This is a genomic window from Streptomyces sp. NPDC024017, from assembly GCF_040638895.1.
Lineage (GTDB): Bacteria > Actinomycetota > Actinomycetes > Streptomycetales > Streptomycetaceae > Streptomyces.
In genome coordinates this window covers 125,615-149,014 of sequence record NZ_JBEZYZ010000016.1, presented here as the reverse complement: position 1 = coordinate 149,014, position 23,400 = coordinate 125,615, and the positions used below count along the sequence as shown (strand labels likewise).

The window sequence follows — 23,400 nt, the reverse complement described above, 5'->3', positions numbered from 1 at the left end:
ACCCAGGTGGTGTCCGTCCTCGGAACGGCGCGATGGGGTTGCGTGCCGACTGACTGTTCGTTGACGCGCCAACCGCTGCGGGCGGACACCCCCCGACACGGCCCCTTCTCGCCGTGCGCGGGTGCGGGCGCGTCGTGGCTTGCGCCACCCCCGTTCCAGCAGCAGCGCCGCGTCGCCCTGCATCCGCTTGACCTCAAGCTTGGTCGAGGTTGAAAGGTGGGGTGTGTTCGCGACCGGCGCTACGACTGGAGTGTTCATGAGCCGTCGAACCGAGCAGCACCCCGACCTCACCGACCCCCGCATCGGTGCCCCCTTCTTCAGCACATGGCGGGTGGGCACCCCCGAGCGGCAGCGGCAGACCGTGGAGGCGATCGGGCGTACCTGGAAGCGGCGGCCGTGGCCCGCCAGGGATCTGCTGGGGTATCACGTGTACGCGGGGCACGACGGGTCCACCCTGATGCACTACTCGCAGTGGACCGCTGAGCAGGCCTACGAGTCCTTCGTCAAAGCTCACCGGCAGGAACGCGTCGACGAGATCGACACCGCCGTGCCGGGGATCGAGAGGGTCGGGCTCGGGCGGTACCGCCGGTACCGGAGCCGGGAGCGCGCTGCCGGGGATGCCCGGGTGCCGGGTCTGATCGTCACGGTGCGGGTCGACTTCGAGGCCGGGGCGGAGGAGCGCCGCGAGGAGTGGGTCGATCTCGTGCTGAAGGCACTGGACGACGACCCCGAGGGGCACGCCGGGCTGCTCTCCGCTCACTTCCATCTCAGTACGGATGGCGGGCACGTGCTGAACTACGCGGAGTGGGAGAGCGCCGAGGCCTATGACCGGGCGCTGGCCGCCCCGGCGAGCGAGGCGTGGGAGCGGGTGCGGGCGTACCCGGGGATGAAGGGGAGCACCGGCAGCCGGTACGAGCACGCTCTGGGGCTGGTGCCGGACTGACCGGCATGCGTGGGGCCGGCCGGGCGGAAGACCCGGGCCGGCCCCACGGCGTGTCACGGCCGGAAGCGCAGGACCTGCGGGTCGTGGTCGCTGATCTGGTCGTTGAACTCCGCGTTGACGTGCACGCTGTCGTACTCGAAGTCGCAGTCGCGGCGGATCGACGGGCTGATCAGGATCTGGTCCAGGACCTGGCTGTTGCCCTGGTAGACGTAGGAGTACCGCTCGCTCCTGGGCAGCGACCTGATCGCCGACCACAGTTCGCCGCGGCCTTCGAGGAGCTTCGCGGTCTGCGAGAACTCGAAGTCGTTGATGTCGCCCAGCGTGATGACGTCCGCGTTCTTCTGGGTGTCGAGGATGTCCTTGACGAACGCGTTCACCAGCGTGGCCTGCTGGTGGCGCTGGGTTTCGGAGCTGCGGGACGGCGGCTGGTACTGGGAGGTCAGGCCCTGGTCGCCGCCCTTGGAGTTGAAGTGGTTGGCGATCACGAAGACCGTGCGGCCGCGGAAGGCGAACTCGCCGGCCAGGGGCTTGCGGCTGCTCTTCCAGGCCTCGTCCGCCGGGGCGATACGGCCGGGGCTGAGCGTCAGATGCGCCTTGCCGCGGATCTTCGTCACGTCGGTGGCCGTCGTGGCGTCGCCGCCCGCGCGGTCCGTGAAGGAGACCCGCTCCGGGTTGAACAGGAACGCCTGGCGGATGTTGCCGCCCGGCTCGCCGCCGTCGGTGCCGTCGGCCGGGTCGATCGAGCGCCAGTCGTACTTCGGGCCGCCCGCCGCGACGATCGCGTCGATCAGCTTGGTCAGCGTCTGGTCGGCCGCGACCGTGCCGTCGTTCTTCGCGCCGTTGTTGTCCTGGATCTCCTCCAGGGACACGATGTCCGGCGACTGCAGGTTGTTCACGATCGCGGAGGCGTGCGCGGCGAACGTGTCGTCGGTCGGGTCGAGGTTCTCGACGTTGTAGGTGGCGACCGCGAGTTCGGAGGAGCGCTGCTTGCGGGTCGTCTCCCGCTCCAGGCCCGCGCTCTTCAGGGTGCCCAGCTCGCTCGCGACCAGGGTGTAGCCGCCGAACTGGTTGTAGTCCAGGGGGCCGGCGGTGGTGCCCGTGAGGGTGTCGCCCACGTTCGCCTTCGGGAAGTCCGCCGTCGGGCCGAGGGACTGGATCTGGAGGCGGCCGGTGTTCTGGGCGTCGTAGGAGCCGTAGACCGTGCCGCCGCGGCGGTTGCGGTTCTCGTGAGGCTTCACCGTCACCCAGAGCTCGGTGTACGGGTCGGTGGCGCCGACGACGCGGGTGTCGGCGACCCGGACGGACATGCCCTCCAGCGCCTCGTAGTGGTCCAGGGCGTACGTCGAGGGCTTGAGGGGGAGCGCGTTGACCGAGCCGTTCGCGGCGGTGTCGCCGGCCGGCGCGTAGGCGGCGGGGACCGAGCGCGAGGTGATCGCCGTGGCGGCGGGGAGCGCGTTGCCGCTGGAGACGACCGTGGTCGTCGGCTTGGTGATCTCGGTGATCGACTGGTTGCCGGAGGTCGAGCCGCCGGGGACGTACTCCGAGATCGTGCCGCTGACCGTGACGGAGTCACCGACGGCGACACCCTTCGGGGTGGAGCTGGTGAAGACGAAGACGCCCTCGCTGGTCGCCGGGTCGGCGTCCGGGCTCGGGTCCTGGATCCAGAAGCCGCGGGACGAGCCGTAGGTCCGGACACCGGTGACGATTCCGGCCACGTCCGTCACCTGCTTCCCGGCGTACGGGGATATCCGGGTGCTGCCCTGGATGTCGTGGATGCGGACCGACTCCGCGTGCGCGGGAGTGGTGAGGACGATCGTGGATGCCGCGGAGCACGCGGCGGCGACGGTGAGCGCGGCGAGACGCGCGGACGACTTGCTCGGCAACGGGTTTCCCTCCGGGGACGTGACAGGGCGCCGGGACGAGGGCGGAGACGTGTGGAACGGCTGGTGCCGCTACCTGTGGGGCGGATGCGGTGACGCGCGTAGATCGCGATGGACGGGTGGACCTGGTGGGGCCGGCCCGGTGAACAAGTGTCCGCCGACTTCTACGCGCGTCAATCTCCAGCCTGGTCACGCCACTTGTCAAGGTTTCGGCCATGTACGGCGGCTGACGAGGAGATGAAGTAGGCGGCATGGGTGGAAATCCGTCTAGGCTGAGCGGCTGAGTAACCTGAGGCGCGCTTAGGAGAACAGCCGATGTCAGACAGCTCCCCCCTGCCGCCGGTGCGGCTGCACACCGAAGCGGAGCTGGCGCGCGACGCGCTGTCCACGCCGTTGCTGTCCCGGGCCGCCCGGCTCGCCCGCTGGGCCGGGCCGGACACCCGGGTCGACGCCGGGGGCGGGCTCGTCGACGAACAGGTGCCCGTGGCCGCCGAGGCGCTCGGGCTGAGCGGGGACGACGCCGCCGCCGACGCCAGTGAGGCGTGGCGGGTCGCCGTGGACGCCGGGCTCGTCGAGGTCGTCGACGAGGAAGAGGGCACCGTGACGGCCGGTGAGGACCTGGCCCTGCTCACCGGGGGCTCGCCGCACGACGTGCTCGCCGTGTGGCTCGCCGCCCTGGAGACCGTGCTCGCCGACGCGAGCGTGCCCGACCTGGACGGACTCGTGGACGAGGACGGCGAGGTCGACCTCTCCTCCCTCGACTGGGACCCGGAGGCCGAGGCCGAGTTCCTCGACGGCGTGCTCGGCAACCTCTACCTGCTGACCGCCGGAGAGGACACGCCCGGCGGCGCCCCGGTGCCGCTGCCGGCGCTGGCCGCCTCGGTGATCGTGCCCAGCGACATGGGCGAGCCCACCAACGACGTCCTGGAGCAGGTGTCCGACGCGATGATGCGGCTGGACGACCAGTTCCGGATGCTGGAGCCGGTGGGGCTCGTCGAGTACCAGCCCGTGGACGAGGCGCTCATGGCCGACGCCGACGAGGAGCCCGCGCCGCCCGTCGACGACACCGACGTCTCCCGGTACGGCATGGTCCGGCTCACCCCGCTCGGGCTGTACGGCATGCGGGCGCGGCTGATGGAGGCCGGGTTCGAGGCACCGGCCGTCGGGGACCTCACGGACAAGGGGGCCGACGCGCTGCTCGACGGCACGGCGGGGTTCCCGCCCGGTGCGGCGCAGGCGGAGACCGAGCAGTGGCTTCAGCGCCGGGAATCGCTCGCCGCGGCACGGGAGTTGCTGGCGGCGGCCCGGGGCTCCGATGCCGGGGCGCCGTTGCGGCGGCTGCGGTGTCAGCAGGCATTGTCGCTCGTCGGTGCCTCGGCCGAGCCCGCCCTGCGGGAGGTCCTCGACGACGCCGAGCTCGGCGGGCTCGCGCGGGTGTGGCTGACCGAGCACGGTGCGGTGGATGTGCCGGCGCCTTCCGAGGCGATGGTGTACTGGCTGACCATCGACACGGTGGCTGCGCAGCTGGCCGCGGAGGGGAACTCCGAGGAGCTTCGGGCGCTGGTGGAGGGGCTCGCGCAGCAGCACGGTGGGTTTTTCGCGGCCGTGTGGCGGGTTGATCATCCGGCCACGGCTGATGTGCTGGAGGCGATGGGGCGGTTGCATCCCGACAAGAAGGTCGCCAAGGAAGCGCGGAAGGCTGCCTTCAAGGCGAGGTCGCAACAGGGGGGTTGATCCTGTTCTGGGGGTGCGGCGCCGCCTTGGCTTGTCGCGCAGTTCCCCGCGCCCCTGGGGTGTTGTTCAACCGGCGTTCATGGATGAGCGGGACGGTTTCGCCGAAGGAGGTCCGCCACCCTCCACGGCATTCCCACCGTCACAGGAGACGCCATGTCGCTCACCCGTAGGGATTTCGCCAGGAACTCCGCGATCACCGGGGCCGGGGTCGCGCTGGCGGGCAGTGTCGGCGCCCTCGCCACCGCGCCGAACGCCCTCGCGTCCTACGACACCGACACCGACGGCGCCGGGGACGAGGCGGCGGACGCCCGGCACGGAGTCGGGTACGGGCCGCTCGTCGCGGACCCCAAGGGCATCCTCGCCCTGCCCGCCGGCTTCACGTACCGGATCCTCACCTACAGCGGCAGGACCAAGCTGGATTCCGGCGAGCCCACACCGTCCAACCACGACGGCACCGCCACCTTCGACGGCCCCCGCGGCACCGTCCTGCTCGTCAACAACCACGAGCTGAAGGGCCCGCGCGCCAAATGGAAGTACCCGGTGCCGCTCACCGAGGGCCTCGTCTACGACCCGGCCGCGGCCGGCGGCTGCACGGTCGTCGAGGTACGCCCCGACGGACGCGTCGCCGAGTGGGTGGGCATCGCCGGCACCTCCACCAACTGCGCCGGCGGCAGCACCCCCTGGGGCACCTGGCTCACCTGTGAGGAGAACTCCGACAAGGCCGGCGTCAACGGCATGACCAAGGACCACGGCTACGTCTTCGAGGTCGACCCCTGCGACCGGCGCGCCAACCGTGCCCCCAAGCCGCTGAAGTTCTTCGGCCGCTACGACCACGAGGCCGTCGTCATCGACCCCAAGCGCGGCCACGCCTACCTCACCGAGGACGCCTCCGGCCCCAACGGCCTCTTCTTCCGCTGGACCCCGCCCAAGGGCTTCGAGTACGGCCCCGGGAAGTTCCGCGAGCTCGCCGACGACGCCGGTGTCCTCCAGGCCCCCAAGTGCTTCGACTCCGGCGGCACGTTCGTCGACGACCTCTCCCGCGCCACGAGGATCGGCACGGTCTACGGCGTCGACTGGGTGGACGTCCCCGACCGCGACGCCCGCACCACCCCCGTGCGCAAGCAGTTCGCCGACGGCGAGGTGACCCGCGCCCGCAAGCTGGAGGGCATGTGGTGGGGCGACGGCGGCGCCTACATCGTCTCCTCCTACGCCCGTGAGGAGAGCCCCGTCCGGCACGACGGCCAGGTCTGGTTCTACGACCCCAAGCGCCGCACGCTGACGCTCAAGGTGCTGCTCGGTGTGAACCCCGACCCGTCCAAGGACGGCGCGTTCGACGGCCCCGACAACATCACCGTCTCCCCGTACGGCGGCATCGTGCTGGCCGAGGACGGCGAGGGCGTCTCGCACCTCTTCGGAGCCACCGAGAGCGGCCGCACGTACCCGATCGCCCGGAACGACCTGAACGTCGGCACCGAAGAGGAGCCGGAGTACAGCGAGTTCGCCGGGGTCACCTTCTCGCCCGACGGCAAGACCCTCTACGCCAACATCCAGGACCCGGGCATCCTGCTCGCCATCACCGGCCCCTGGAAGCGCCAGAAGCGGTCATAAATTCGCTCGCAGTTCCGGAGTCGCGCCTCCTACAGTGAGATCACAACGTCACGCACCTCCCGGTGCGATGGCAGCGGCTACTTCTCTTCCAAAGAATCCGACGCCGCCGCCGACTTGATCTCGGGAGGCGCAGCATGTGGTGGGTGCCCGGTGCGAAGGCAACGGTTACTTCCTGGGATCAGAGGGTTGCGGGTTCGAGTCCCGTCAGTGACTTCGGGTCGCTGTAGCTCAAGTGGGTAGAGCATCTGAATTAGTCCGTCGCCGACTTCTGTCCTCGGGCACCCACCTCTTTTCCTGCATGCAGCGTCTCCCCCGGAAACACGAACGAATTCGGGGGAATTCACCATGGCGCGATTCAATTCCAAGGCAGCCCGCGCGCGTCCCGTCTCGCGCGTGACGTCCACCGGGCGGGTGCTGCGCACCTACGAGGGCGGCCGGGGCCGCGAGCGGGACGCCCGCTCCGAACTCTTCCTGCTCGCCGTCTCCAACTTCGTCTCCCAGCAGACCTTCTACGAGACCGGCGACGACCGCGACGACCGCTTCGCGAAGCTCGTGCGCGAACTCGCCGTCACCGACCCGGAGTGGACGGCCGGCCTGCTCGGCTGGCTGCGCGGGCAGGGCAACCTGCGCACGGCCTCCGTCGTCGGCGCCGCCGAGTACGTCAAGGCCCGCCTGGACGCGGGCGCGACCGACGGCCCGTCCAACCGGCAGGTCGTCGCCTCCGTCCTGCAGCGGCCCGACGAGCCCGGTGAACTGCTCGCGTACTGGACCTCGATGTACGGGCGGAACGTGCCGAAGCCGGTCAAGCGCGGCATCGCCGACGCCGTGCGCCGCCTGTACCACGGCAAGGCGCTGCTGAAGTACGACACCGCCTCCAAGGGCTACCGCTTCGGCGACATCCTCAACCTCGTGCACGCGGCCCCGGACCCGGACAAGCCGTGGCAGGGCGAGCTGTTCCGGTACGCCCTCGACCGCCGGCACCACCCGGACACCGCAGTGCCGCCCGCGTCCGACCACGTTCTCACCGCGCACCGCGAGCTGATGGCGCTGCCCGTGGAGGACCGGCGTGCGGTCGTGACCGCCGAGGGCGGTGCCGAGCGGCTGGCCGCGGCCGGGATGACGTGGGAGGCGCTGGCGGGCTGGCTGCAGGGTCCGATGGACAAGGCGGCCTGGGAGGCCGTGATCCCGTCCATGGGCACCATGGCGCTCATACGCAACCTGCGGAACTTCGACGAGGCCGGTGTCTCGGACGAGGTGGCCGAGCGGGTCGCCGCGCGGATCAGCGACCCGGCGGAGGTCGCGCGCTCGCGGCAGTTCCCCTTCCGGTACCTCGCCGCCTACCAGCACGCGCCGTCGCTGCGCTGGTCGTACGCCCTGGAGCGGGCGCTCGGCCACTCGCTGGCCAACGTGCCGGCGCTGCCCGGCCGGACGCTGGTGCTCGTGGACCGCTCGGGGTCGATGTTCTGGTCGCGGCTGTCCGACCGCTCGGAGCTCACCCGCGCCGACGCGGCGGCGATCTTCGGTACAGCGCTCGCGCTGCGGGCGGAGCGCGCGGACCTGGTCGAGTTCGGCTCGACGAGTGACCGCGTGGAGTTCCGCCGGGGCGAGTCGGTGCTGAAGATCCTGGACCGCTTCGGCGACCTGGGCGGCACCGACACCACGGAGGCGGTGCGCCGGCACTACAAGAAGCACGACCGGGTGCTGATCGTCACCGACGAGCAGTACACGCACCACCACCGGGGCGACCCGACCGAGCAGGTCCCGGCCGACGTGCCGGTCTACACCTGGAACCTCGCCGGGTACCGGGCGGGCCACGGTCCGTCGGGCACGGGTCACCGGCACACGTTCGGAGGGCTCTCGGACGCCGCTTTCCGGATGGTTCCGCTGATCGAGGCCTCCCGGGACGCCGACTGGCCCTGGGCGGCCTGAAGGACCGTGGCCCGCACCGCGTGGGGAGTGCGGGCCACGGTCTTGTACGCGTCCCTTGTCGGGCAGCGTACTGACATCTAACATTTCAGTTCATGGAAGCCATCCGGCCGGTACCCCGCACCCTGCTCAGGGACCGCGCGTACGCGGCGATCCGGGACGCCATCGTCGCCGGGGAGATCGAACCCGGCGCGGTGGTGCGGGACGCCGCACTCGCGGAGCGGCTCGGGCTGTCCCGGGCGCCGGTGCGGGAGGCGTTCTCCCGACTGGTGGACGAGGGGCTGCTGGAGAGCAAGCCGCAGAGCTACACGCGGGTGACGCCCCTGGTGACCGGCGACGTCCGGGACGCCGCCGCCGTGGTGGGCGCCCTGCACGAACTCGTGACGAGGGTCGCCGTGCCCCTGCTGGGCGCCGCGGACATCACGGCGATGCGCGCCGCCAACGAGCGGTTCGCCGCCGCCGTGGGCGACGGAGACGTGGACGCGGCGCTGCGGGCCGACGACGAACTGCACGACGTCCTCGTCCGGGTGAGCGGCAACCGCGCCGCCGCCGCGACCGTCGCCCGCTACACCCCGCTCATCCGCCGTCTGGAGCGACGGCGCTTCGGCGAGGGCGGCAGCTGCCGTTCAGCCGGGTTGCACGAGCGGCTGATCGAGGCCTGTGCCGCCGGTGACGTGGACGAGGCGGTCCTCGTCACGGCGGAGATCTGGCGAGGCCTGGAGGAGCTCGCCGACTGAGGCCGGCCCCTACCGGCCGGCATCGATCGACCGACCCCGGAGGATCCATGTCCCTCTCCTCGTACGAGCGTTACCCCCTGCTCTTCGGGCCCTCGCCCGTCCACCCCCTGGAGCGGCTCACCGCGCACCTCGGCGGGGCCTCCCTCTGGGCCAAGCGCGAGGACTGCAACTCCGGTGTCGCCTACGGCGGGAACAAGACCCGCAAACTGGAGTACCTGGTCGCCGACGCCCTCGCCCAGGGCTGCGACACGCTCGTGTCGATCGGTGGCGTGCAGTCCAACCACACCCGCCAGGTCGCGGCCGTCGCCGCCCGGGCCGGGCTCAAGTGCGTGCTCGTACAGGAGAGTTGGGTGGACTGGCCCGATGCCGTGTACGACAAGGTCGGCAACATCCTGATCAGCCGGCTCGCCGGGGCCGACGTGCGGCTGGTGAAGGCCGGGTTCGGCATCGGCTTCAAGGAGAGCTGGGAGCAGGCGCTCAGGGAGGTCGAGGAGGGCGGCGGGAAGCCGTACGCCATCCCGGCCGGTGCCTCCGACCATCCGCTCGGCGGCCTCGGCTTCGCCGGGTGGGCGTACGAGGTCGCCGAGCAGGAGCGGGCGCTGGGCGTCTTCTTCGACACCGTCGTGGTGTGCTCGGTGACCGGGTCGACCCAGGCCGGCATGGTCGCCGGGTTCGCCGCGCTGGAGGAGGCGGGCGGGCGGCCCCGGCGGGTGCTCGGCATCGACGCCTCGGCGAAGCCGGCCGCGACCCGCGGCCAGATCGCCCGCATCGCCCACCGCACCGGGCAGCTCATCGGCCTCGGGCGCGAGGTGACCGAGTCCGACGTCGAACTCGACGAGCGCTACCACGCGGGCGTCTACGGCGTCCCCGACGAGACGACCCTGGCGGCGATGCGGCTCGCGGCCCGGACGGAGGGGATGGTCACCGACCCCGTCTACGAGGGCAAGTCCATGGCCGGGATGATCGACCTGGTGTCGCGGGGCGAGATCGGCCGCGACGCCACGGTGCTCTACGCCCACCTGGGAGGGCAGCCGGCGCTGAACGCGTACAGCGCGCTGTTCTGACCGGCCGCTCCCGCCGCGTACGGGAATCATCCGGCCCGCCGCCGGGTTGTGCCGGTCAACCGACGCCCTGGAGGAGCCCGCCATGTCCGACGAGCCAGCCGTTCGCGAACTCCGCCTGGTCGTGACCGCCGAGGACTACGACGCCGCGCTGCACTTCTACCGGGACGTGCTCGGCCTGACCGAGCAGGGTGCGTTCGCCTCGGAGGACGGGCGGGTCACGATCCTCGACGCCGGGCGGGCCACCCTGGAGCTGACCGACCCGAACCATGCCGCGTTCATCGACGAGGTCGAGGTGGGGCGGCGGGTGGCCGGGCACATCCGGGTCGCCTTCCAGGTGGACGACTCCGTCGCCACCACGGCGAAGCTGGCCGCCGCCGGAGCGGAGGTCGTCGCCGAGCCGACACGCACCCCCTGGAACTCCCTCAACTCCCGCCTCGAAGCCCCGGGCGCCCTCCAGCTGACGCTGTTCACCGAGCTCGACGGCTGAGGCGCCCGTCCCTTCGCCCCTGCCGGGCAGGTTCGGGTGCCGGATACAGTGCTGAACGTGTGGACGGACAATCAGCGTGCGGAGCCGAGTGCCGAGCGGCCCGACGGTGCCCGGCGCCGGGCCACGATCCACGACGTCGCCCGCCTGGCCGGGGTGTCACGACAGACGGTCTCCCGGGCGGTCAACGACAAGGGTGAGATCGATCCCGGCACCAAGGAGCGGGTCCTGGAGGCGGCGCGGCTCCTGGACTACCGGCCGAGCCGGTTCGCGCGTGGACTCGTCCAGAAGGGCGCGGTGACGGCCGGCCTGGTCATCCCGGACCTGCGCAACCCGTTCTTCCCCGAGGTGGCCGCCGGGGTGCTGGAGGCGGCCGAGCAGCGCGGCTGGCAGGTCGTCGTGTGGGACTCCCGGATCGACGAGGCCAGGGAGCGGGAGGCGCTCGACGTGCTCTCCCACCAGGCGGACGCCGTCGTGGGCTACTTCAAGGACCCGGACGACGTGCTCACCCGGCACCTCGGAGGCGTACCGCTGGTGCTGCTGGAGCGCGGCCCGCAGCAGACCCGCTTCGCCGCCGTGGGCATCGACGCCGCCACCGGAGTCGAGCAGGGCCTGAACCACCTGTTCCGCGCCGGGCACCGCAGGATCGGCATGCTGGACGGCGTCCACGGCCCCGGCCCTCGCAGAGAGGCCTTCCTGGAGCAGGCACGGCGGCTCGGCCTGCCGGTCGACCAGGACTGGGTCGTGGTGTGCCCCGAGCACAGCGTGGCGGGCGGCGAGGCCGGCATGGACCGGCTGCTGACCGCGCGGCCGGACATCACCGCGGTCTTCGGCTTCAACGACCTGATCGCGGTCGGGGCGATGCGCGCCGCCCGCCGCCGTGGCCGGAGCGTTCCGGACGACCTGGCCGTACTCGGCTTCGACGGCCTCTCGCTGGGCGAGCTGGTCGAACCCGCCCTGACCACCCTGCACATCGACAAGCGGCAGCTGGGACGGCTGGCCGTGGAGCAGGTGGCCCGGCTGCGCGCGGGCGAGGAGCCCCTGCGGGGCGCGGACGCATGGGTGACACCCGAACTCGTGGTGCGTGACTCCGCCTGACGTTCCCGCCGCCCGGCCCTCGGCGGCTCAGTCGCGCCCGCTCCCTTCGAAGAGGTGAGAGGGCCGGGCCCGGTCTCCGTCCGGCTCGCGGGGCGCCGTTCTCGGTAAGGTGCGGAGAGAGTCCCCGGTTGGTGAAGGAGTGGTCGCGTGGCGCAGGTCAGGCCCATGCGGGCGGATGCCCGGCGCAACCACGAGCGGTTGCTGTCGGTCGCCGTGGAGGCCTTCGCCGAGCACGGGGAGGGCGCTTCGCTCGACGACATCGCCAAGCGGGCCGGGGTCGGCTCCGGCACGCTGTACCGGCACTTCCCGACCCGGCAGGCGCTGCTGGAGGCCGCGTATCTGGACCGCGTCGAGGCGATCGCGGCGAGGGGCGATGCGCTCGCGGCCGAACTGCCGCCAGGCGAGGCGCTGGTCGAGTGGCTGTACGAGCTCGGCGCGGGACTGATCAGGATGCGCGGCCTGAAGGCCCTGCTCGGCCCGGCCGTCACCGAGAGCGGCCCGGCCATGGCCACGGCCTGCGGCGACTCGGTCAAGGCCGCGGCCGGGCGGCTGGTCCGGGCGGCGCAGGAAGAGGGCACGCTGCGGGCGGACGTCGAGCCGGCCGACGTGCTGCGGCTGGCTCACGGGGTGGCGACGGCGTCGGAGCTGGCGGACGGGGAAGGCCGGCACATCCGGCGGTACCTGACGCTGCTGATGGAGGGGCTGGGCGCGCGGCGCCGCTGACGTGGCCGGCCGGACGCCGGACGCCCCCTGGCAAGGGGGCGTCCCCGGAGGCCGGTGGCGGGTTACAGCGCCTGCGCCGCCGGCTTCACCATTCCCCTCACGGTGCGGGACTTCACGAACGCGCCCAGGGCCGTCATCTCCCACTCGCCGGAGAACTGGCGGATGAGCTTGGCCATCATCACGCCGGTCTGCGCCTCGGCGCTGGTGAGGTCGAAGCGGACCAGTTCCTCGCCGGTCGCGCCGTCCAGGAGGCGGCAGTAGGCCTTGGCGACCTCCGTGAACTTCTGGCCGGAGAAGGAGTTGACCGTGAAGACCAGGCCGGTGACCTCCTGGGGCAGGCGGCCGAGGTCGACCATGATGGTCTCGTCGTCCCCGCCGCCCTCACCGGTGAGGTTGTCGCCGGAGTGCTGGATCGCGCCGCCCACGATCTGGAGCTTGCCGAAGTAGCAGCTGTCGATGTGGTTGCGCTGCGGCCCGTAGGCGATGACCGAGGCGTCCAGGTCGATGTCCTTGCCGCGATATGCCGGCTCCCAGCCGAGACCCATCCTGACCTGGGACAGCAGAGGGCGGCCGCCCTTCATCAGGGAGACCGTCTGGTTCTTCTGGAGGCTGACGCGGCCCTTGTCGAGGTTGATCTTCCCGGCGCCGGGCGCGGGCGGGGGAGGCGTGGCCGGGGCGGCCGGGGGCGCGGCCGGCGCGGAGACGGGCGGGGCCGGCGGCTGCACCGGGGCCGGCGGCGGGGCCACCGGCTGGGGCGGGGCCGCGGCGGCCGGTTCCTCCACCGTGACCCCGAAGTCCGTGGCGATGCCCGCGAGGCCGTTGGCGTATCCCTGGCCGACGGCTCGGGCCTTCCACTGGCCGCCTCGCTGGTAGACCTCCACGATGACCAGGGCCGTCTCGCTGCCGAGCTGCGGGGGCGTGAACGTGGCCAGGACGGAATTGTCGTCCGCGTTGCGGATCGTGGCCGTCGGCTCGATGCCCTGGAAGGTCTGGCCCGCGGCGTCCGGGCTCGCCGTGACGACGATCTTCTCGATGCCAGGGGGGAGGGCCGCCGTGTCGACCACGATCGCGTCGGGCGCACCGCCGCCGCCCGAGCGGTACGTCACGCCCGGGCCCGACGGCTGGTTGTAGAAGATGAAGTCGTCGTCGGAGCGCACCTTGCCGTCGGCGGTGAGCAGCAGGCCCGATACGTCGAGCCGCACCGGAGCGGCGACGTCCACCGTCACGCGGGCGGCGGACAGGGGGATGTTCGAGCCGGGGGTCATAGCTGTCATGCCGGGTGAACGAGCGAAGAGGTTTTGCCGTTCCCTTACCTTGCGGCCAATCGGGTCACCGGCGATTGCGGGGGTGGTCGCGGGCGGTGCGTTCGTTGCCCCGCTTGTAGTTGCCGGTCCAGCGGGCCATGACGAGCTGGGGGTCGGAGCCCTCGACCTCGGTGAGGAACTGCGCGGCCCGGGGTCCGTTCAGGGTGGTGGCGGGACGGTCGTGGTGGCTGATGCGGACGGTGCCGCCCGTGTGCTGCTCGTAGGTGAATCCGTGAGGTCGTGGCATGCCGTGAGCGTAGGGGCCGGAGGGCGGGCGCCCCACCGGATTTCGCCCGCCCCACCCCGCAGCGGTCGCTCCCTACGGCACGACCACGATCTTGCGGCCGACCCCCGCCGCGAACTGCTCCAGCGCCTGCGGGTACCGCTCCAGCGGGATGCGGTCGCTGATGAAGATCTCCGGGTCGAGGACTCCGTTCGCGAACAGCTCCGCCGCCCGCTCGAAGCTGTGCAGCACCGCCATCGAACCCGTGATGGTGATCTCCTGGTTGTAGATGCGGTACGGGTCGATCGTCACGCGGGTCGCGTAGTCCGCCACCCCGAACTGCAGGAACGTGCCCGCCTTCGCCACCCGGTCCAAACCGTCCTGGATCGCCGCCGCGTTGCCCGTGGCGTCGACGACCAGGTCCCAGCCCTGCGGACGGTCCAGTTCGTCGGGGTTCGCCGCCGACGCCGAGACGCCGAGGCGGCGGGCCGTCTCCAGGCGGGCCGGGTTCACGTCGACGACGTCCACGCTCGCCGCGCCCGTGCGCTTGGCCAGCTCCAGCATCATCAGGCCCATCGTGCCGGAGCCGTAGATCAGGACGTGCGCGCCGAGGCGGGACTGGAGCACGTCGTAGCCGCGGACCGCGCAGGACAGCGGCTCCACCAGCGCCGCGTCCTCGGTGCGGACGTGGTCGGGGAGCTTCACGCAGTTCGCCACCGGGGCGAGGGCGTACCGGGCCGCGCCTCCGGCCGTGGTCACGCCGATCGCCGCCCAGCGTTCGCAGAGGTTGTTGTGGCCCGTCCGGCAGTAGCGGCACTCGTAGCAGTACAGGGACGGGTCGACGGCGACCCGGTCGCCCACCGACACCTCCGTGACCCGGGTGCCGACCCCCACGACCTCGCCGGCGAACTCGTGCCCGGGCACGATCGGCAGCTTCGGGGCGAACTCGCCCTGGAGGATGTGCAGGTCCGTGCCGCACAGCCCGCAGGCCGCGACCTCGACGACGACCTCGCGCGGCCCTGGCGTCGGGTCCGGGACCTCGGCGACGACGGCCTTGCCCACGGACTCGATGACGGCGGCCTTCATTTCACGGCTCCCAACGACAGACCCTGGACCAGCTTGTCCTGGGCGGCGAACCCCGCGGCGAGCACCGGCAGGGAGATGACGAGCGACGCGGCGCACACCTTCGCCAGGAACAGGCCCTGGCTGGTGATGAAGCCGGTCAGGAAGACGGGGGCGGTCTCGGCGACCACGCCCGTGAGCACCCGGGCGAACAGCAGCTCGTTCCAGCTGAAGATGAAGCAGATCAACGCCGTGGCGGCGATACCGGGGAGGGAGATCGGGGCGACCACGCGCGCGAGGACCGTCGGCAGCCGTGCCCCGTCCACCCGGGCGGCCTCGATCACCGCGACCGGGATCTCGGCGAGGAACGACTGCATCATCCACACCGCGATCGGCAGGTTCATGGAGGTGTAGAGGACGACCAGCAGCCAGATGTTGTCGAGCATCCCGGCGTTCTTGGCGAACAGGTAGATCGGCAGCAGGCCGGCCACGGCGGGCAGCATCTTCGTGGAGAGGAAGAAGAACAGGACGTCCGTCCACTTGCGGACCCGGTTGATGGACAGCGCGTACGCCGCCGGGAAGGCCAGCAGCAGGACCAGCAGGGTCGAGGCCACGGAGGCGACCGTGGAGTTGATCAGGGCCGGCCAGGGGCTCGCGCCGCCGCCCGCGCCGAAGAACTCGCGGTAGCCGTCCAGGGTCAGCGAGGCCGCGAAGGACGGCGGGTTGGTCGCCGCGTCCGCCTCCGAGTGGAAGGACGTCAGCGCCATCCACGCGATGGGCAGGAAGAACGCGATCCCGAGCAGCCAGGCCAGCAGGCCCAGGCCCGCCCCCTTGCCACGGACACGGCGGACACGAAGCGCGGTCGTGCTCATGCGCGGGACACCTCCTCGCGGAACAGGGACGACACCACGCGCAGGGCGAAGGTCGCGATGACGATCGAGCCGATGACGACCAGGACGCCCGCGGCCGAGGCGAGCCCGTTCTCGTGGGCCTGGTAGAAGCTCTGGTAGACGGTGTAGGGGAGATTGGCGGTGCCCAGGCCGCCGGACGTGATCGTGAAGACCGCGTCGAAGTTCTGGACGATGTAGATCGAGCCCAGCAGGGCGCCCAGTTCGAGGTAGCGGCGCAGGTGCGGCAGCGTCAGATGGACGAAGATCTGCCAGTCGCTCGCGCCGTCGACCCGGGCCGCCTCGATCTGCTCGTGGTCGCGGCTCTGCAGGCCGGCGAGCAGGATCAGCATCATGAACGGCGTCCACTGCCAGACCAGGGAGGCCTCGACCGCGAGCAGCGGGGTGGTGGAGATCCAGTCGGGCTGTGGCCCGCCCACATAGTGCAGCAACCCATTGAACAGGCCGTATTCAGGGTTGTAGAGCACATGCTTCCAGAGCAGGGCCGCCGCGACCGGTACCACCAGGAACGGTGCGATCAGCAGCGTCCGTACGATGCCGCGACCGCGGAACCTCCGGTCCAGCAGCAGCGCCAGGACGAGTCCGAGGACCAGGCTGGCCAGCACCACGGCCACCGTCAGCAGGACGGTCGTCCACACCGAGTGGCGCAGGTCCGGGTCGGTGAGGACCTCCTGGTAGTTGTCGACGCCGGTGAAGTGCCGGGCGTCGGGATAGAGGGAGTTCCAGTCGAAGAAGGAGATCACCAGCGTGGCCACGAAGGGCAGCTGGGTGACGACGATCATGAAGATCAGGGCGGGGAGCAGCGGGGCCCGGGTCGCCCAGGCGCGCAGCCGGGCGGAGGGGCGGCGGACCGGAGCGGGTATCCCAGGGGTGGCCACGGGGGCCGTTGTCGTGGCGGTCATCGTCCCTCGTACTCCTCGGAGATCTTCTCGGCGAGCGCCTGAGCCTTCTTCAGGGCCGACTCGACGGACTGGCGTCCGGCGATGGCCGCGCTGATCTCCTGGGAGACCTTGGTGCCGAGGTCGGTGAACTCGGGGATGCCGACGAACTGGATGCCGGGCGCGGGCCGCGGCTGTACGCCGGGATCGTTCGGCCGGGCCTGCTCGATGGCCTCCTTGGTCATCTCCTGGAAGGCACCCGCCTCCTTGCGGTAGTCGGCGTTGGCGTACGTCGACGCCCGCTTGCCGGCCGGGACGTTCGACCAGCCGACCTGGTCGCCGACCAGTTCCTCGTAGCCCTTGCCGGACGCCCAGGAGACGAACTTCCAGGCGTTGTCCGGGTTGCGGGAGGCCTTCTGGATGCCCCAGGCCCAGGTGTAGAGCCAGCCGGAGGACTCGGTCTTCTCCACGGGGGCGGGTGCGTAGCCGACCTTGCCCTTGACCGGGGAGTTCGCCGCCTCCAGTGACCCGGCCGCGGAGGTGGCGTCGTACCACATGGCGACCTTGCCCTGGGTCATGTTGTTCAGGCACTCGGCGAAGCCGGACTGGGCGGCGCCGGACTCGCCGTGCTCGCGCACCAGGTCGACATAGAACTTCGTCGCCTTTTCGAAGGCGGGGGAGTCGAGCCGCGCCTTCCAGTCCTTGTCGAACCAGGTGCCGCCGAAGGTGTTGACGACGGTGGTGAGCGGGGCCATCACCTCGCCCCAGCCGGGCAGGCCGCGCAGGCAGATGCCCTTCATGCCGGGCTCGGCCCCGTCCGCCTTCGCCGCCAGGTCCGCCACCTGCTGCCAGGTGGGGTGGGCGGGCATCGTCAGGCCCTTCTTCCGGAACACGTCCTTGCGGTACATCAGGAACGACGACTCGCCGTAGAAGGGCTGGCCGTAGAGCTTGCCGTCGTCCGCGGTTAGGGACTGGCGCATCGGCTTCAGGACGTCCTGCTCGTCATAGGCCGGGTCCCTGGCGACGTAGCCGTTCATCTCGTGCAGCCAGCCGTTGCGGGCGTAGATCGGTATCTCGTAGTTGGACAGGGTGGCGACGTCGTACTGGCCGGCCTGGTTGGCGAAGTCCTGGCTGATCTTGTCGCGGACGTCGTTCTCGGGCAGGACGGTGAAGTTGACCTCGATGCCCGTCTCCTTGGTGAAGTGGGCGCGGGTCAGCTTCTGCAGCTCGACCATCTGGGGGTTGTTGACCATCAGGATGTTGATGGCGTCGCCGCCGGATCCGGCCCCGCCCGCCCCGACCCAGCAGCCGGAGAGCAGCGGGGCGAGCAGCGTCCCTGCGGCGGCCAGGGCGAGCGTGGCTCGCGGTGGCCGTCGTCGGCTCTGGGTTCGCATGGATCGCTCCTGGATGTATGGGGAGATAAGGGGCATCGCGAGACGTGCGGATGCCCCGGGGGACGTGGGTCGATGTGCGGTCAGACGCGGATGACCTGCGGCCCGAGCAGCGAGTAGCGGTGGGCCTCGGCGGTGGGCAGCAGGGTGCTCGTCACGATCGTCTCCAGCACGCCGACCTCGGCGAACCGGCAGAAGCTGACCGCTCCGAACTTGGTGTGCACGCCCGCGAAGACCACGCGCCGGGCGGCCCGGATCGCCTGTGCCTTGACCTCGCTGACGGCCGGGTCGGGGGTGGTGAGGCCGTGTTCGCGGGAGATGCCGTTGGCGCCGACGTAGGCCAGGTCGACGACGAAGCCGGACAGCATCTTCGTCGTCCAGTGGTCGACGGTGGCGAGGGTGCCGCGCCGTACCCGGCCGCCGAGCAGCAGCACGGAGATGTGCTCGGCCTCGGCGAGGGCGCCCGCGACCGGCAGGGACGCGGTGACCACGGTCAGCGGCCGGTCCCGCGGGAGTGCCTCGGCGATGAGCTGCGGGGTGTAGCCCTCGTCGACGAACACGGTCTCGGCGTCGCCGAGCAGTTCGGCCGCGGCGGCCGCGACCCGGCGTTTCTCGGGCACGTGACTGGTGGCGCGGAAGGCGAGCGTCGTCTCGAAGCCGGCGCTCTCCACGGGATAGGCGCCGCCATGGGTGCGGCGGAGCAGACCGTGGTCCTCCAGGACGCGCAGGTCCCGCCGTACGGTCTCCTTGGCCACGCCCAGCTCGGCGGCGAGGGCGCTGACGTCGACCGAGCCGTCACGTCGTGCGGCCAGCACGATCTCGCGCTGGCGTTCTTCCGCCGTGTGCGTGCTCATGCCGACCCCTGCCTTCCGCTCGCGCTGCCCGTTCGGGCCCGGTGCGGCCCGTTGGGGGAATTTCTACAGCGGGGATGCGGCGGTGACCAGGCCTGTTGCGGGCTCGATACTGCCCGTTTGTGCCCGTTCGGCGAAGGGTGTGCCCGTCGCGGACCTGCATCGGTGAGGACCGGCACGTGGGACCGGGCGCCGATGGTGCCCGAATACGGCGGCGGGCGGGCCCGTTCGGTGCCCGCCCGCCCTGTCGAGTGATGTGTTTCCGGTCAGTACGGCCAGATCGGCGGGTCCGTCACGAACTGGCCGCCCAGGTAGGCGTGCGCCTCGTTGCCGTCCTGCAGCTCGCCCTGCTCGGCGATGAGCTTCTCGGCGAACGGCTCGGAGTCGTCCTGCGGCTCGTAGCCGAGCGCCCGGGCGGTGCCGAGGTCCCACCACAGCCGGGTGTTGGCGGAGGAGCCGTGCACGACGGTGTGTCCGACGTGCTCGGCACTCAGGGCGGCGTGGAAGAGCCGCGCCCCGTCGGCGGGGCTCATCCACACCGAGAGCATCCGCACGCTGGTCGGCTCGGGGAAGCAGGAGCCGATGCGCACCGAGACCGTCTCCAGGCCGTGCTTGTCCCAGTAGAGCTGTGCGAGGTCCTCGCCGAAGCACTTGGACAGGCCGTAGAAGGTGTCCGGGCGGCGCGGGGTGTCGACGGGGATGAGGGGGTCGTCGCCCTGGGGGCGCGGGGTGTAGCCGACGGCGTGGTTGGAGGAGGCGAAGACGATCCGGCGGACGCCCTCCTCGCGGGCGGCCTCGTACAGGTGGTAGGTGCCCTCGATGTTCGCCTTGAGGATCTTCTCGAAGGGCGCTTCCAGGGAGATGCCCGCGAGGTGGATGATCGCGTCGACGCCCCGGACCGCCTCGCGCACGGCCTCCCGGTCGGCCAGGTCGGCGGTGATCGCGTCGGGCGCGCCCTCGATCGGGCGCAGGTCCAGCAGGCGCAGGTCGTAGCCGTAGGCCGGGAGCAGCTCCCGCATCAGGGTGCCGAGGCCGCCGGCGGCGCCGGTGAGCAGGACGGTGCGGGGAGCGGGCATCCTCGGATCTCCTTGATCGCCAACCGTGCACATGAGCGCACGGCATTCATATGCGTGGACACGCTAAGGAGCCCGGGTGGAGCCCGTCAAGTATGTCGTGGAAGCGGCGAATCCGCTGGTGCGTCGCGGGTTCGTGCGCTTGACCGGCCCCAAGGCGGCGCCTTAGCGTGGAGATGTTCAGAAATATAGACGCCAATCATGAATATGGAACCGGGAGAGCTTGTGACGTCAGCCCCTCTCGCCGCGCGACTCACCATCCCCAGCGGGCCGCTGTTCTTCCCGGTCACCGCCTACGGACCCGACGGCTCCGTGGACCTCGACACCTACCGCGCGCACGTCCGGCGCGGGGTGGAGGCCGGAGCCGCCGCCGTGTTCGCCTGCTGCGGCACCGGCGAGTTCCACGCGCTGACGCCCGAGGAGTTCGAGGCCTGCGTGCGGGCCGCCGTCGAGGCCGCCGACGGGCGCGTGCCGGTCGTCGCCGGCGCCGGGTACGGCACCGCGCTCGCCGTGCGCTACGCCCGCCTCGCCGAGGCCGCCGGGGTGGACGGACTGCTCGCCATGCCGCCGTACCTCGTCGTCGCCGGGCAGGAGGGGCTGCTGCGGCACTACCGGGAGGTGGCCGCCGCGACCGCCCTGCCGGTCATCGTCTACCAGCGCGACAACGCCGTGTTCACTCCGGAGACGGTCGTCGGACTCGCCCGCACGGACGGGATCATCGGCCTCAAGGACGGGCTCGGCGACCTCGACCTCATGCAGCGCATCGTCAGCGCCGTCCGAACCGAGGCCCCGGGCGACTTCCTCTACTTCAACGGCCTGCCGACCGCCGAGCAGACCCAGCTCGCCTACCGCGCCCTCGGTGTCACGCTCTACTCGTCCGCCGTGTTCTGCTTCGCACCGGAGATCGCCCTCGCCTTCCACCAGGCCCTGCGGACCGGTGACGACGCCACCGTGCAGAAGCTGCTGGACGGCTTCTACGGCCCGTTCGTCGAACTGCGCGCCCAGGGCCGCGGCTACGCGGTCGCCCTGGTCAAGGCCGGTGTACGGCTGCGCGGCCTGGACGTCGGGGAGGTCCGGCCCCCGCTGCACGAGCCGTCCGAGGATCATGTGAAGCAGCTCGCCGAAGTGATCGAGCGGGGCTACGCGCTGCTGGAGGAGACCAAGTGAAGGCGTCGACATTCGTCTACCCCTGGGACGTCAACGGGGACCCGGAGGCACCCGGGCGGATCGCCGCGCTCGGTGTGCGGCAGGTGACGCTCGCCGCCGCCTACCACTCCACGCGCGCCCTCACGCCCCGCCACCCGCGCCACCGCATCGTCACCGCCGAGCACGCCTCCGTGCTGTACCCGGCGGACGACCGCTGGGCCGGGCGCGAGCTGCGCCCCTACGCGGCCGGCGTCTGGGCCCCCGGGGACGCCTTCGGCGAGGCCGCCACCGCGCTCGCCGAGGCCGGTCTGGAGGTGCACACCTGGGTCGTCCTCGCGCACAACTCCCGCCTGGGCGCCGAACACCCGGACACCTCGGTCGTCAACGCCTACGGTGACCGCTACCCCTGGGCGCCGTGCATCGCACAGCCCGCCACGCGCGCGTACCTCACCGACCTCGCCGCCGAGGCGGCCGTCCGGCCCGGGGCGCTCGGCACCGAGCTGGAGTCCCTCGGCTGGTACGGCCTGCAGCATCTGCACGCCCACGACAAGACCGGCGGCATCGGCCTCGGGGACGCCGGGCAGTACCTGATGGCGCTGTGCTTCTGCCCGTCCTGCCGGGAGGGCTACGGCCGGCACGGCCTGGACGCCGACGACCTGGCGGCGGCCGTACGGACCGCGCTGGAGCCGGTGTGGCAGGGCGCCCCCTCCGACGGGGGCTGGACGGGCATCGAGAAGCTCCTCGGCGAGACGCTCGCGCACACCACGCGCGCGTACCGCGACGAAACCGCCCGCACGCTCCAGGAGCAGGCCGTCGCGGCGGTCCGGGCGGCGGCGTCCGAGGGGTTCCAGGTGCTGCTGCACGCGGACCCGGTGTCGTACCACGTCGGTGCCAACCCCGGCGTCGACCCGGCGCACATCCTGTCCGTCGCGGACGGGGTGGTCGTGCCCTGCGCGGGCGGCACCGGCACGCTGACGCCGTTCGCGCGCCAGGAGCGCGAGGGCGCCGTCATCGCCGCCAACTTCACCGTGGTCTCGGGGATGGGCGGCAGCCCCGGCACCCTCGCCGCCGACGCCGCCGAGGCACGGCGGCTGGGTGCAACCGAACTGAGGCTGTATCACGCCGGACTGGCGTCCGACGGCGACCTGGAGACGGTCCGCTCCGCCCTCGCCGGACTCTGACACAGCGGGGCCGCCGTCACCAGCAGGACCACGCCCAGGGCCACCAGCACCAGCCGGTGGCTCACCAGCTCGACCAGGACCGCTCCGGCGGCCAGCCCGACCACGTTCGGTGTGTACACCAGGGTGTGGGCGGTGGCTGTCACCCGGCCCAGCAGCGCACCCGGCGTCTCGCGCTGCACGGCCGTCAGCACGGCGATCAGCACCGCGGGCAGCCCCACGCCGATCGCCGCGCTGCACACCAGTGCCACCGGGTCGGACGGCACCGCCCGCAGGGCCACCGCGAGCGCCAGCAGGGCGATGCCGGACGCCGCGAAGCGCCGTGCGCCCAGGTGGCGCAGGGCGGGGCCGGAGAGCAGGCCGGCCGCGACCGAACCGGCGCCCTGCACGGCGTACAGCACGCCGGTGTACGCGGGGGAGTGCCCCAGGCCGTCGACGACGGCGTACACCATCGCCCCGTTCAGGCCTGCGCACAGCATCGTGGCGCCGCCCGCCAGGACCAGGGGGCGCAGCACGGGGTGCGCCCACAGGTGGCGGACGCCCTCGGCCGTGCGCTGCCGGTGGCTGCCGGCGGGCCGCGCGGGCTTGTCCTCCTGTACTCGCAGCAGCGCGTACAAGCCTGTGGCCAGCACGAACGTCGCCGCGTCCAGGAGGGCGACGCTCGCGCCGCCGTAGGCCGCGTACAGGCCCGCGCCCGCCAGCGGGGCCAGGAGCTTCATGCCCTCGGTGGCGGTCATGCGCAGGCCGTTGAAGTCGCCCAGCAGGGCCGGGTCGACCGCGGTCGCCACGAGCGCCGACTCGGCCGCGTCGTGGACGACGCCCGCCGCCCCGTACACGAACAACACCGCGTACAGCAGCCACAGGTCGCCCGGGGCGTCGACGCTCACCAGGGTGAGCAGGAGGGCGCCCAGGAGCAGGTTCACGCCGATCAGCAGCGGTTTGCGGCGGCCGCGGTCGGCGAGCGTGCCCAGCAGCGGGCCGGCCAGGGTCGGCAGCCACATGGCGAGCATGCACAGCGCGGCCAGGCCGTCCGAGCCGGTGAGGTCCTTGACCCACACGCCGGACGCCAGCCACAGGGCCGAGGTGCCGAAGCCGGAGACCAGCACGCCGGAGAGGTAGAGGCCCGCGTCGCGGTCGCGCAGGACGCGCACGAGAGGCCAGGTCGTCTTCGTCGTCATGCCCGGTCATC

21 protein-coding genes are annotated in these 23,400 nt (G+C 71.8%); 11 read left to right on the top strand and 10 right to left on the bottom strand.

What is annotated here, in order from left to right:
• The first annotated feature begins 256 nt into the window (after positions 1–256).
• Complete coding sequence (locus tag AB0G20_RS35040) at positions 257–943, top strand: antibiotic biosynthesis monooxygenase (protein ID WP_361309644.1); 687 nt, start codon at positions 257–259, stop codon at positions 941–943.
• Positions 944–996: 53 nt separating this feature from the next.
• Here AB0G20_RS35040 and AB0G20_RS35035 read toward each other — a convergent pair whose 3' ends face one another.
• A complete protein-coding gene (locus AB0G20_RS35035; RefSeq protein ID WP_361309641.1) occupies positions 997–2,826 on the bottom strand; it encodes an endonuclease/exonuclease/phosphatase family protein in 1,830 nt (609 codons plus the stop codon).
• 312 nt (positions 2,827–3,138) lie between these two features.
• On the opposite strand from AB0G20_RS35035, the gene AB0G20_RS35030 reads away from it, so the two are divergent.
• The 8 genes from AB0G20_RS35030 to AB0G20_RS34995 all read left to right on the top strand — a co-directional run bounded on the left by AB0G20_RS35030 (position 3,139) and on the right by AB0G20_RS34995 (position 12,197).
• Positions 3,139–4,557: a hypothetical protein gene (locus AB0G20_RS35030; RefSeq protein ID WP_361309638.1), complete on the top strand. Its 1,419-nt coding sequence runs from the start codon at positions 3,139–3,141 to the stop codon at positions 4,555–4,557.
• 153 nt (positions 4,558–4,710) lie between these two features.
• Positions 4,711–6,165, top strand: coding sequence for an alkaline phosphatase PhoX (locus AB0G20_RS35025; protein ID WP_361309635.1), 1,455 nt, complete (start codon positions 4,711–4,713; stop codon positions 6,163–6,165).
• Between the two features lie 345 nt (positions 6,166–6,510).
• Complete coding sequence (locus AB0G20_RS35020) at positions 6,511–8,094, top strand: TROVE domain-containing protein (protein WP_361309632.1); 1,584 nt, start codon at positions 6,511–6,513, stop codon at positions 8,092–8,094.
• Positions 8,095–8,186: 92 nt separating this feature from the next.
• Positions 8,187–8,828, top strand: a complete 642-nt coding sequence (locus tag AB0G20_RS35015; protein ID WP_361309629.1) for a GntR family transcriptional regulator — start codon at positions 8,187–8,189, stop codon at positions 8,826–8,828.
• Between the two features lie 47 nt (positions 8,829–8,875).
• A complete protein-coding gene (locus tag AB0G20_RS35010; RefSeq protein WP_361309626.1) occupies positions 8,876–9,892 on the top strand; it encodes a 1-aminocyclopropane-1-carboxylate deaminase in 1,017 nt (338 codons plus the stop codon).
• An 82-nt stretch (positions 9,893–9,974) separates the two neighbouring features.
• The gene (locus AB0G20_RS35005; RefSeq protein ID WP_248501496.1) at positions 9,975–10,379 is read left to right on the top strand and encodes a VOC family protein; all 405 of its coding nucleotides are present in this window, start codon (positions 9,975–9,977) and stop codon (positions 10,377–10,379) included.
• A 57-nt stretch (positions 10,380–10,436) separates the two neighbouring features.
• Positions 10,437–11,474, top strand: a complete 1,038-nt coding sequence (locus tag AB0G20_RS35000; protein ID WP_361309622.1) for a LacI family DNA-binding transcriptional regulator — start codon at positions 10,437–10,439, stop codon at positions 11,472–11,474.
• Between the two features lie 147 nt (positions 11,475–11,621).
• Positions 11,622–12,197 carry a helix-turn-helix domain-containing protein gene (locus AB0G20_RS34995; protein WP_361309619.1) on the top strand — a complete coding sequence of 192 codons (576 nt, stop codon included), beginning with the start codon at positions 11,622–11,624 and terminating at the stop codon, positions 12,195–12,197.
• A gap of 62 nt (positions 12,198–12,259) precedes the next feature.
• On the opposite strand, the gene AB0G20_RS34990 is transcribed toward AB0G20_RS34995, so the two are convergent.
• The 8 genes from AB0G20_RS34990 to AB0G20_RS34955 form a co-directional block, all read right to left on the bottom strand.
• Positions 12,260–13,462 carry a TerD family protein gene (locus AB0G20_RS34990; RefSeq protein WP_361309647.1) on the bottom strand — a complete coding sequence of 401 codons (1,203 nt, stop codon included), beginning with the start codon at positions 13,460–13,462 and terminating at the stop codon, positions 12,260–12,262.
• A 64-nt stretch (positions 13,463–13,526) separates the two neighbouring features.
• Positions 13,527–13,748, bottom strand: a complete 222-nt coding sequence (locus AB0G20_RS34985) for a hypothetical protein (RefSeq protein ID WP_361309616.1) — start codon at positions 13,746–13,748, stop codon at positions 13,527–13,529.
• 72 nt (positions 13,749–13,820) lie between these two features.
• Entirely contained in the window at positions 13,821–14,810 is a 990-nt protein-coding gene (locus tag AB0G20_RS34980; RefSeq protein ID WP_361309613.1) for a zinc-dependent alcohol dehydrogenase family protein, read from the bottom strand.
• On the bottom strand, positions 14,807–15,658 hold the full coding sequence (locus AB0G20_RS34975) for a carbohydrate ABC transporter permease (protein ID WP_361309610.1): 852 nt from the start codon (positions 15,656–15,658) through the stop codon (positions 14,807–14,809). The genes AB0G20_RS34980 and AB0G20_RS34975 overlap by 4 nt, the downstream gene beginning before the upstream one ends.
• Entirely contained in the window at positions 15,655–16,596 is a 942-nt protein-coding gene (locus AB0G20_RS34970) for a sugar ABC transporter permease (protein ID WP_361309608.1), read from the bottom strand. Before AB0G20_RS34970 ends, AB0G20_RS34975 begins: the two co-directional genes overlap by 4 nt.
• Positions 16,593–17,966, bottom strand: a complete 1,374-nt coding sequence (locus AB0G20_RS34965) for a sugar ABC transporter substrate-binding protein (protein ID WP_361309605.1) — start codon at positions 17,964–17,966, stop codon at positions 16,593–16,595. The genes AB0G20_RS34970 and AB0G20_RS34965 overlap by 4 nt, the downstream gene beginning before the upstream one ends.
• Positions 17,967–18,046: 80 nt before the next feature.
• Positions 18,047–18,817 carry a DeoR/GlpR family DNA-binding transcription regulator gene (locus AB0G20_RS34960; protein ID WP_361309603.1) on the bottom strand — a complete coding sequence of 257 codons (771 nt, stop codon included), beginning with the start codon at positions 18,815–18,817 and terminating at the stop codon, positions 18,047–18,049.
• 263 nt (positions 18,818–19,080) lie between these two features.
• Entirely contained in the window at positions 19,081–19,890 is an 810-nt protein-coding gene (locus tag AB0G20_RS34955; protein WP_361309602.1) for an NAD(P)-dependent oxidoreductase, read from the bottom strand.
• A 222-nt stretch (positions 19,891–20,112) separates the two neighbouring features.
• Between AB0G20_RS34955 and AB0G20_RS34950 the strand changes: the two genes are divergently transcribed.
• Positions 20,113–21,054, top strand: coding sequence for a 5-dehydro-4-deoxyglucarate dehydratase (locus AB0G20_RS34950; RefSeq protein ID WP_361309599.1), 942 nt, complete (start codon positions 20,113–20,115; stop codon positions 21,052–21,054).
• Positions 21,051–22,214 (top strand): hypothetical protein, encoded by a 1,164-nt coding sequence (locus AB0G20_RS34945; RefSeq protein ID WP_361309596.1) that lies wholly within the window; start codon positions 21,051–21,053, stop codon positions 22,212–22,214. The genes AB0G20_RS34950 and AB0G20_RS34945 overlap by 4 nt, the downstream gene beginning before the upstream one ends.
• Here the strand turns inward: AB0G20_RS34945 and AB0G20_RS34940 are convergent.
• Positions 22,151–23,389: an MFS transporter gene (locus AB0G20_RS34940; RefSeq protein ID WP_361309593.1), complete on the bottom strand. Its 1,239-nt coding sequence runs from the start codon at positions 23,387–23,389 to the stop codon at positions 22,151–22,153. The genes AB0G20_RS34945 and AB0G20_RS34940 overlap by 64 nt on opposite strands.
• Between the last annotated feature and the right edge of the window lie 11 nt (positions 23,390–23,400).

Coding starts and splice junctions, on each gene's coding strand:
- AB0G20_RS35030 (WP_361309638.1), top strand. CDS start 3,139: ATGTCAGACAGCTCCCCCCTGCCGCCGGTGCGGCTGCACACCGAAGCG.
- AB0G20_RS35020 (WP_361309632.1), top strand. CDS start 6,511: ATGGCGCGATTCAATTCCAAGGCAGCCCGCGCGCGTCCCGTCTCGCGC.
- AB0G20_RS34975 (WP_361309610.1), bottom strand. CDS start 15,658: ATGAGCACGACCGCGCTTCGTGTCCGCCGTGTCCGTGGCAAGGGGGCG.
- AB0G20_RS34960 (WP_361309603.1), bottom strand. CDS start 18,817: ATGAGCACGCACACGGCGGAAGAACGCCAGCGCGAGATCGTGCTGGCC.
- AB0G20_RS34965 (WP_361309605.1), bottom strand. CDS start 17,966: ATGCGAACCCAGAGCCGACGACGGCCACCGCGAGCCACGCTCGCCCTG.
- AB0G20_RS34990 (WP_361309647.1), bottom strand. CDS start 13,462: ATGACCCCCGGCTCGAACATCCCCCTGTCCGCCGCCCGCGTGACGGTG.
- AB0G20_RS34940 (WP_361309593.1), bottom strand. CDS start 23,389: ATGACGACGAAGACGACCTGGCCTCTCGTGCGCGTCCTGCGCGACCGC.
- AB0G20_RS34980 (WP_361309613.1), bottom strand. CDS start 14,810: ATGAAGGCCGCCGTCATCGAGTCCGTGGGCAAGGCCGTCGTCGCCGAG.
- AB0G20_RS34985 (WP_361309616.1), bottom strand. CDS start 13,748: ATGCCACGACCTCACGGATTCACCTACGAGCAGCACACGGGCGGCACC.
- AB0G20_RS34970 (WP_361309608.1), bottom strand. CDS start 16,596: ATGACCGCCACGACAACGGCCCCCGTGGCCACCCCTGGGATACCCGCT.
- AB0G20_RS35005 (WP_248501496.1), top strand. CDS start 9,975: ATGTCCGACGAGCCAGCCGTTCGCGAACTCCGCCTGGTCGTGACCGCC.
- AB0G20_RS35010 (WP_361309626.1), top strand. CDS start 8,876: ATGTCCCTCTCCTCGTACGAGCGTTACCCCCTGCTCTTCGGGCCCTCG.
- AB0G20_RS34955 (WP_361309602.1), bottom strand. CDS start 19,890: ATGCCCGCTCCCCGCACCGTCCTGCTCACCGGCGCCGCCGGCGGCCTC.
- AB0G20_RS35025 (WP_361309635.1), top strand. CDS start 4,711: ATGTCGCTCACCCGTAGGGATTTCGCCAGGAACTCCGCGATCACCGGG.
- AB0G20_RS35015 (WP_361309629.1), top strand. CDS start 8,187: ATGGAAGCCATCCGGCCGGTACCCCGCACCCTGCTCAGGGACCGCGCG.
- AB0G20_RS35040 (WP_361309644.1), top strand. CDS start 257: ATGAGCCGTCGAACCGAGCAGCACCCCGACCTCACCGACCCCCGCATC.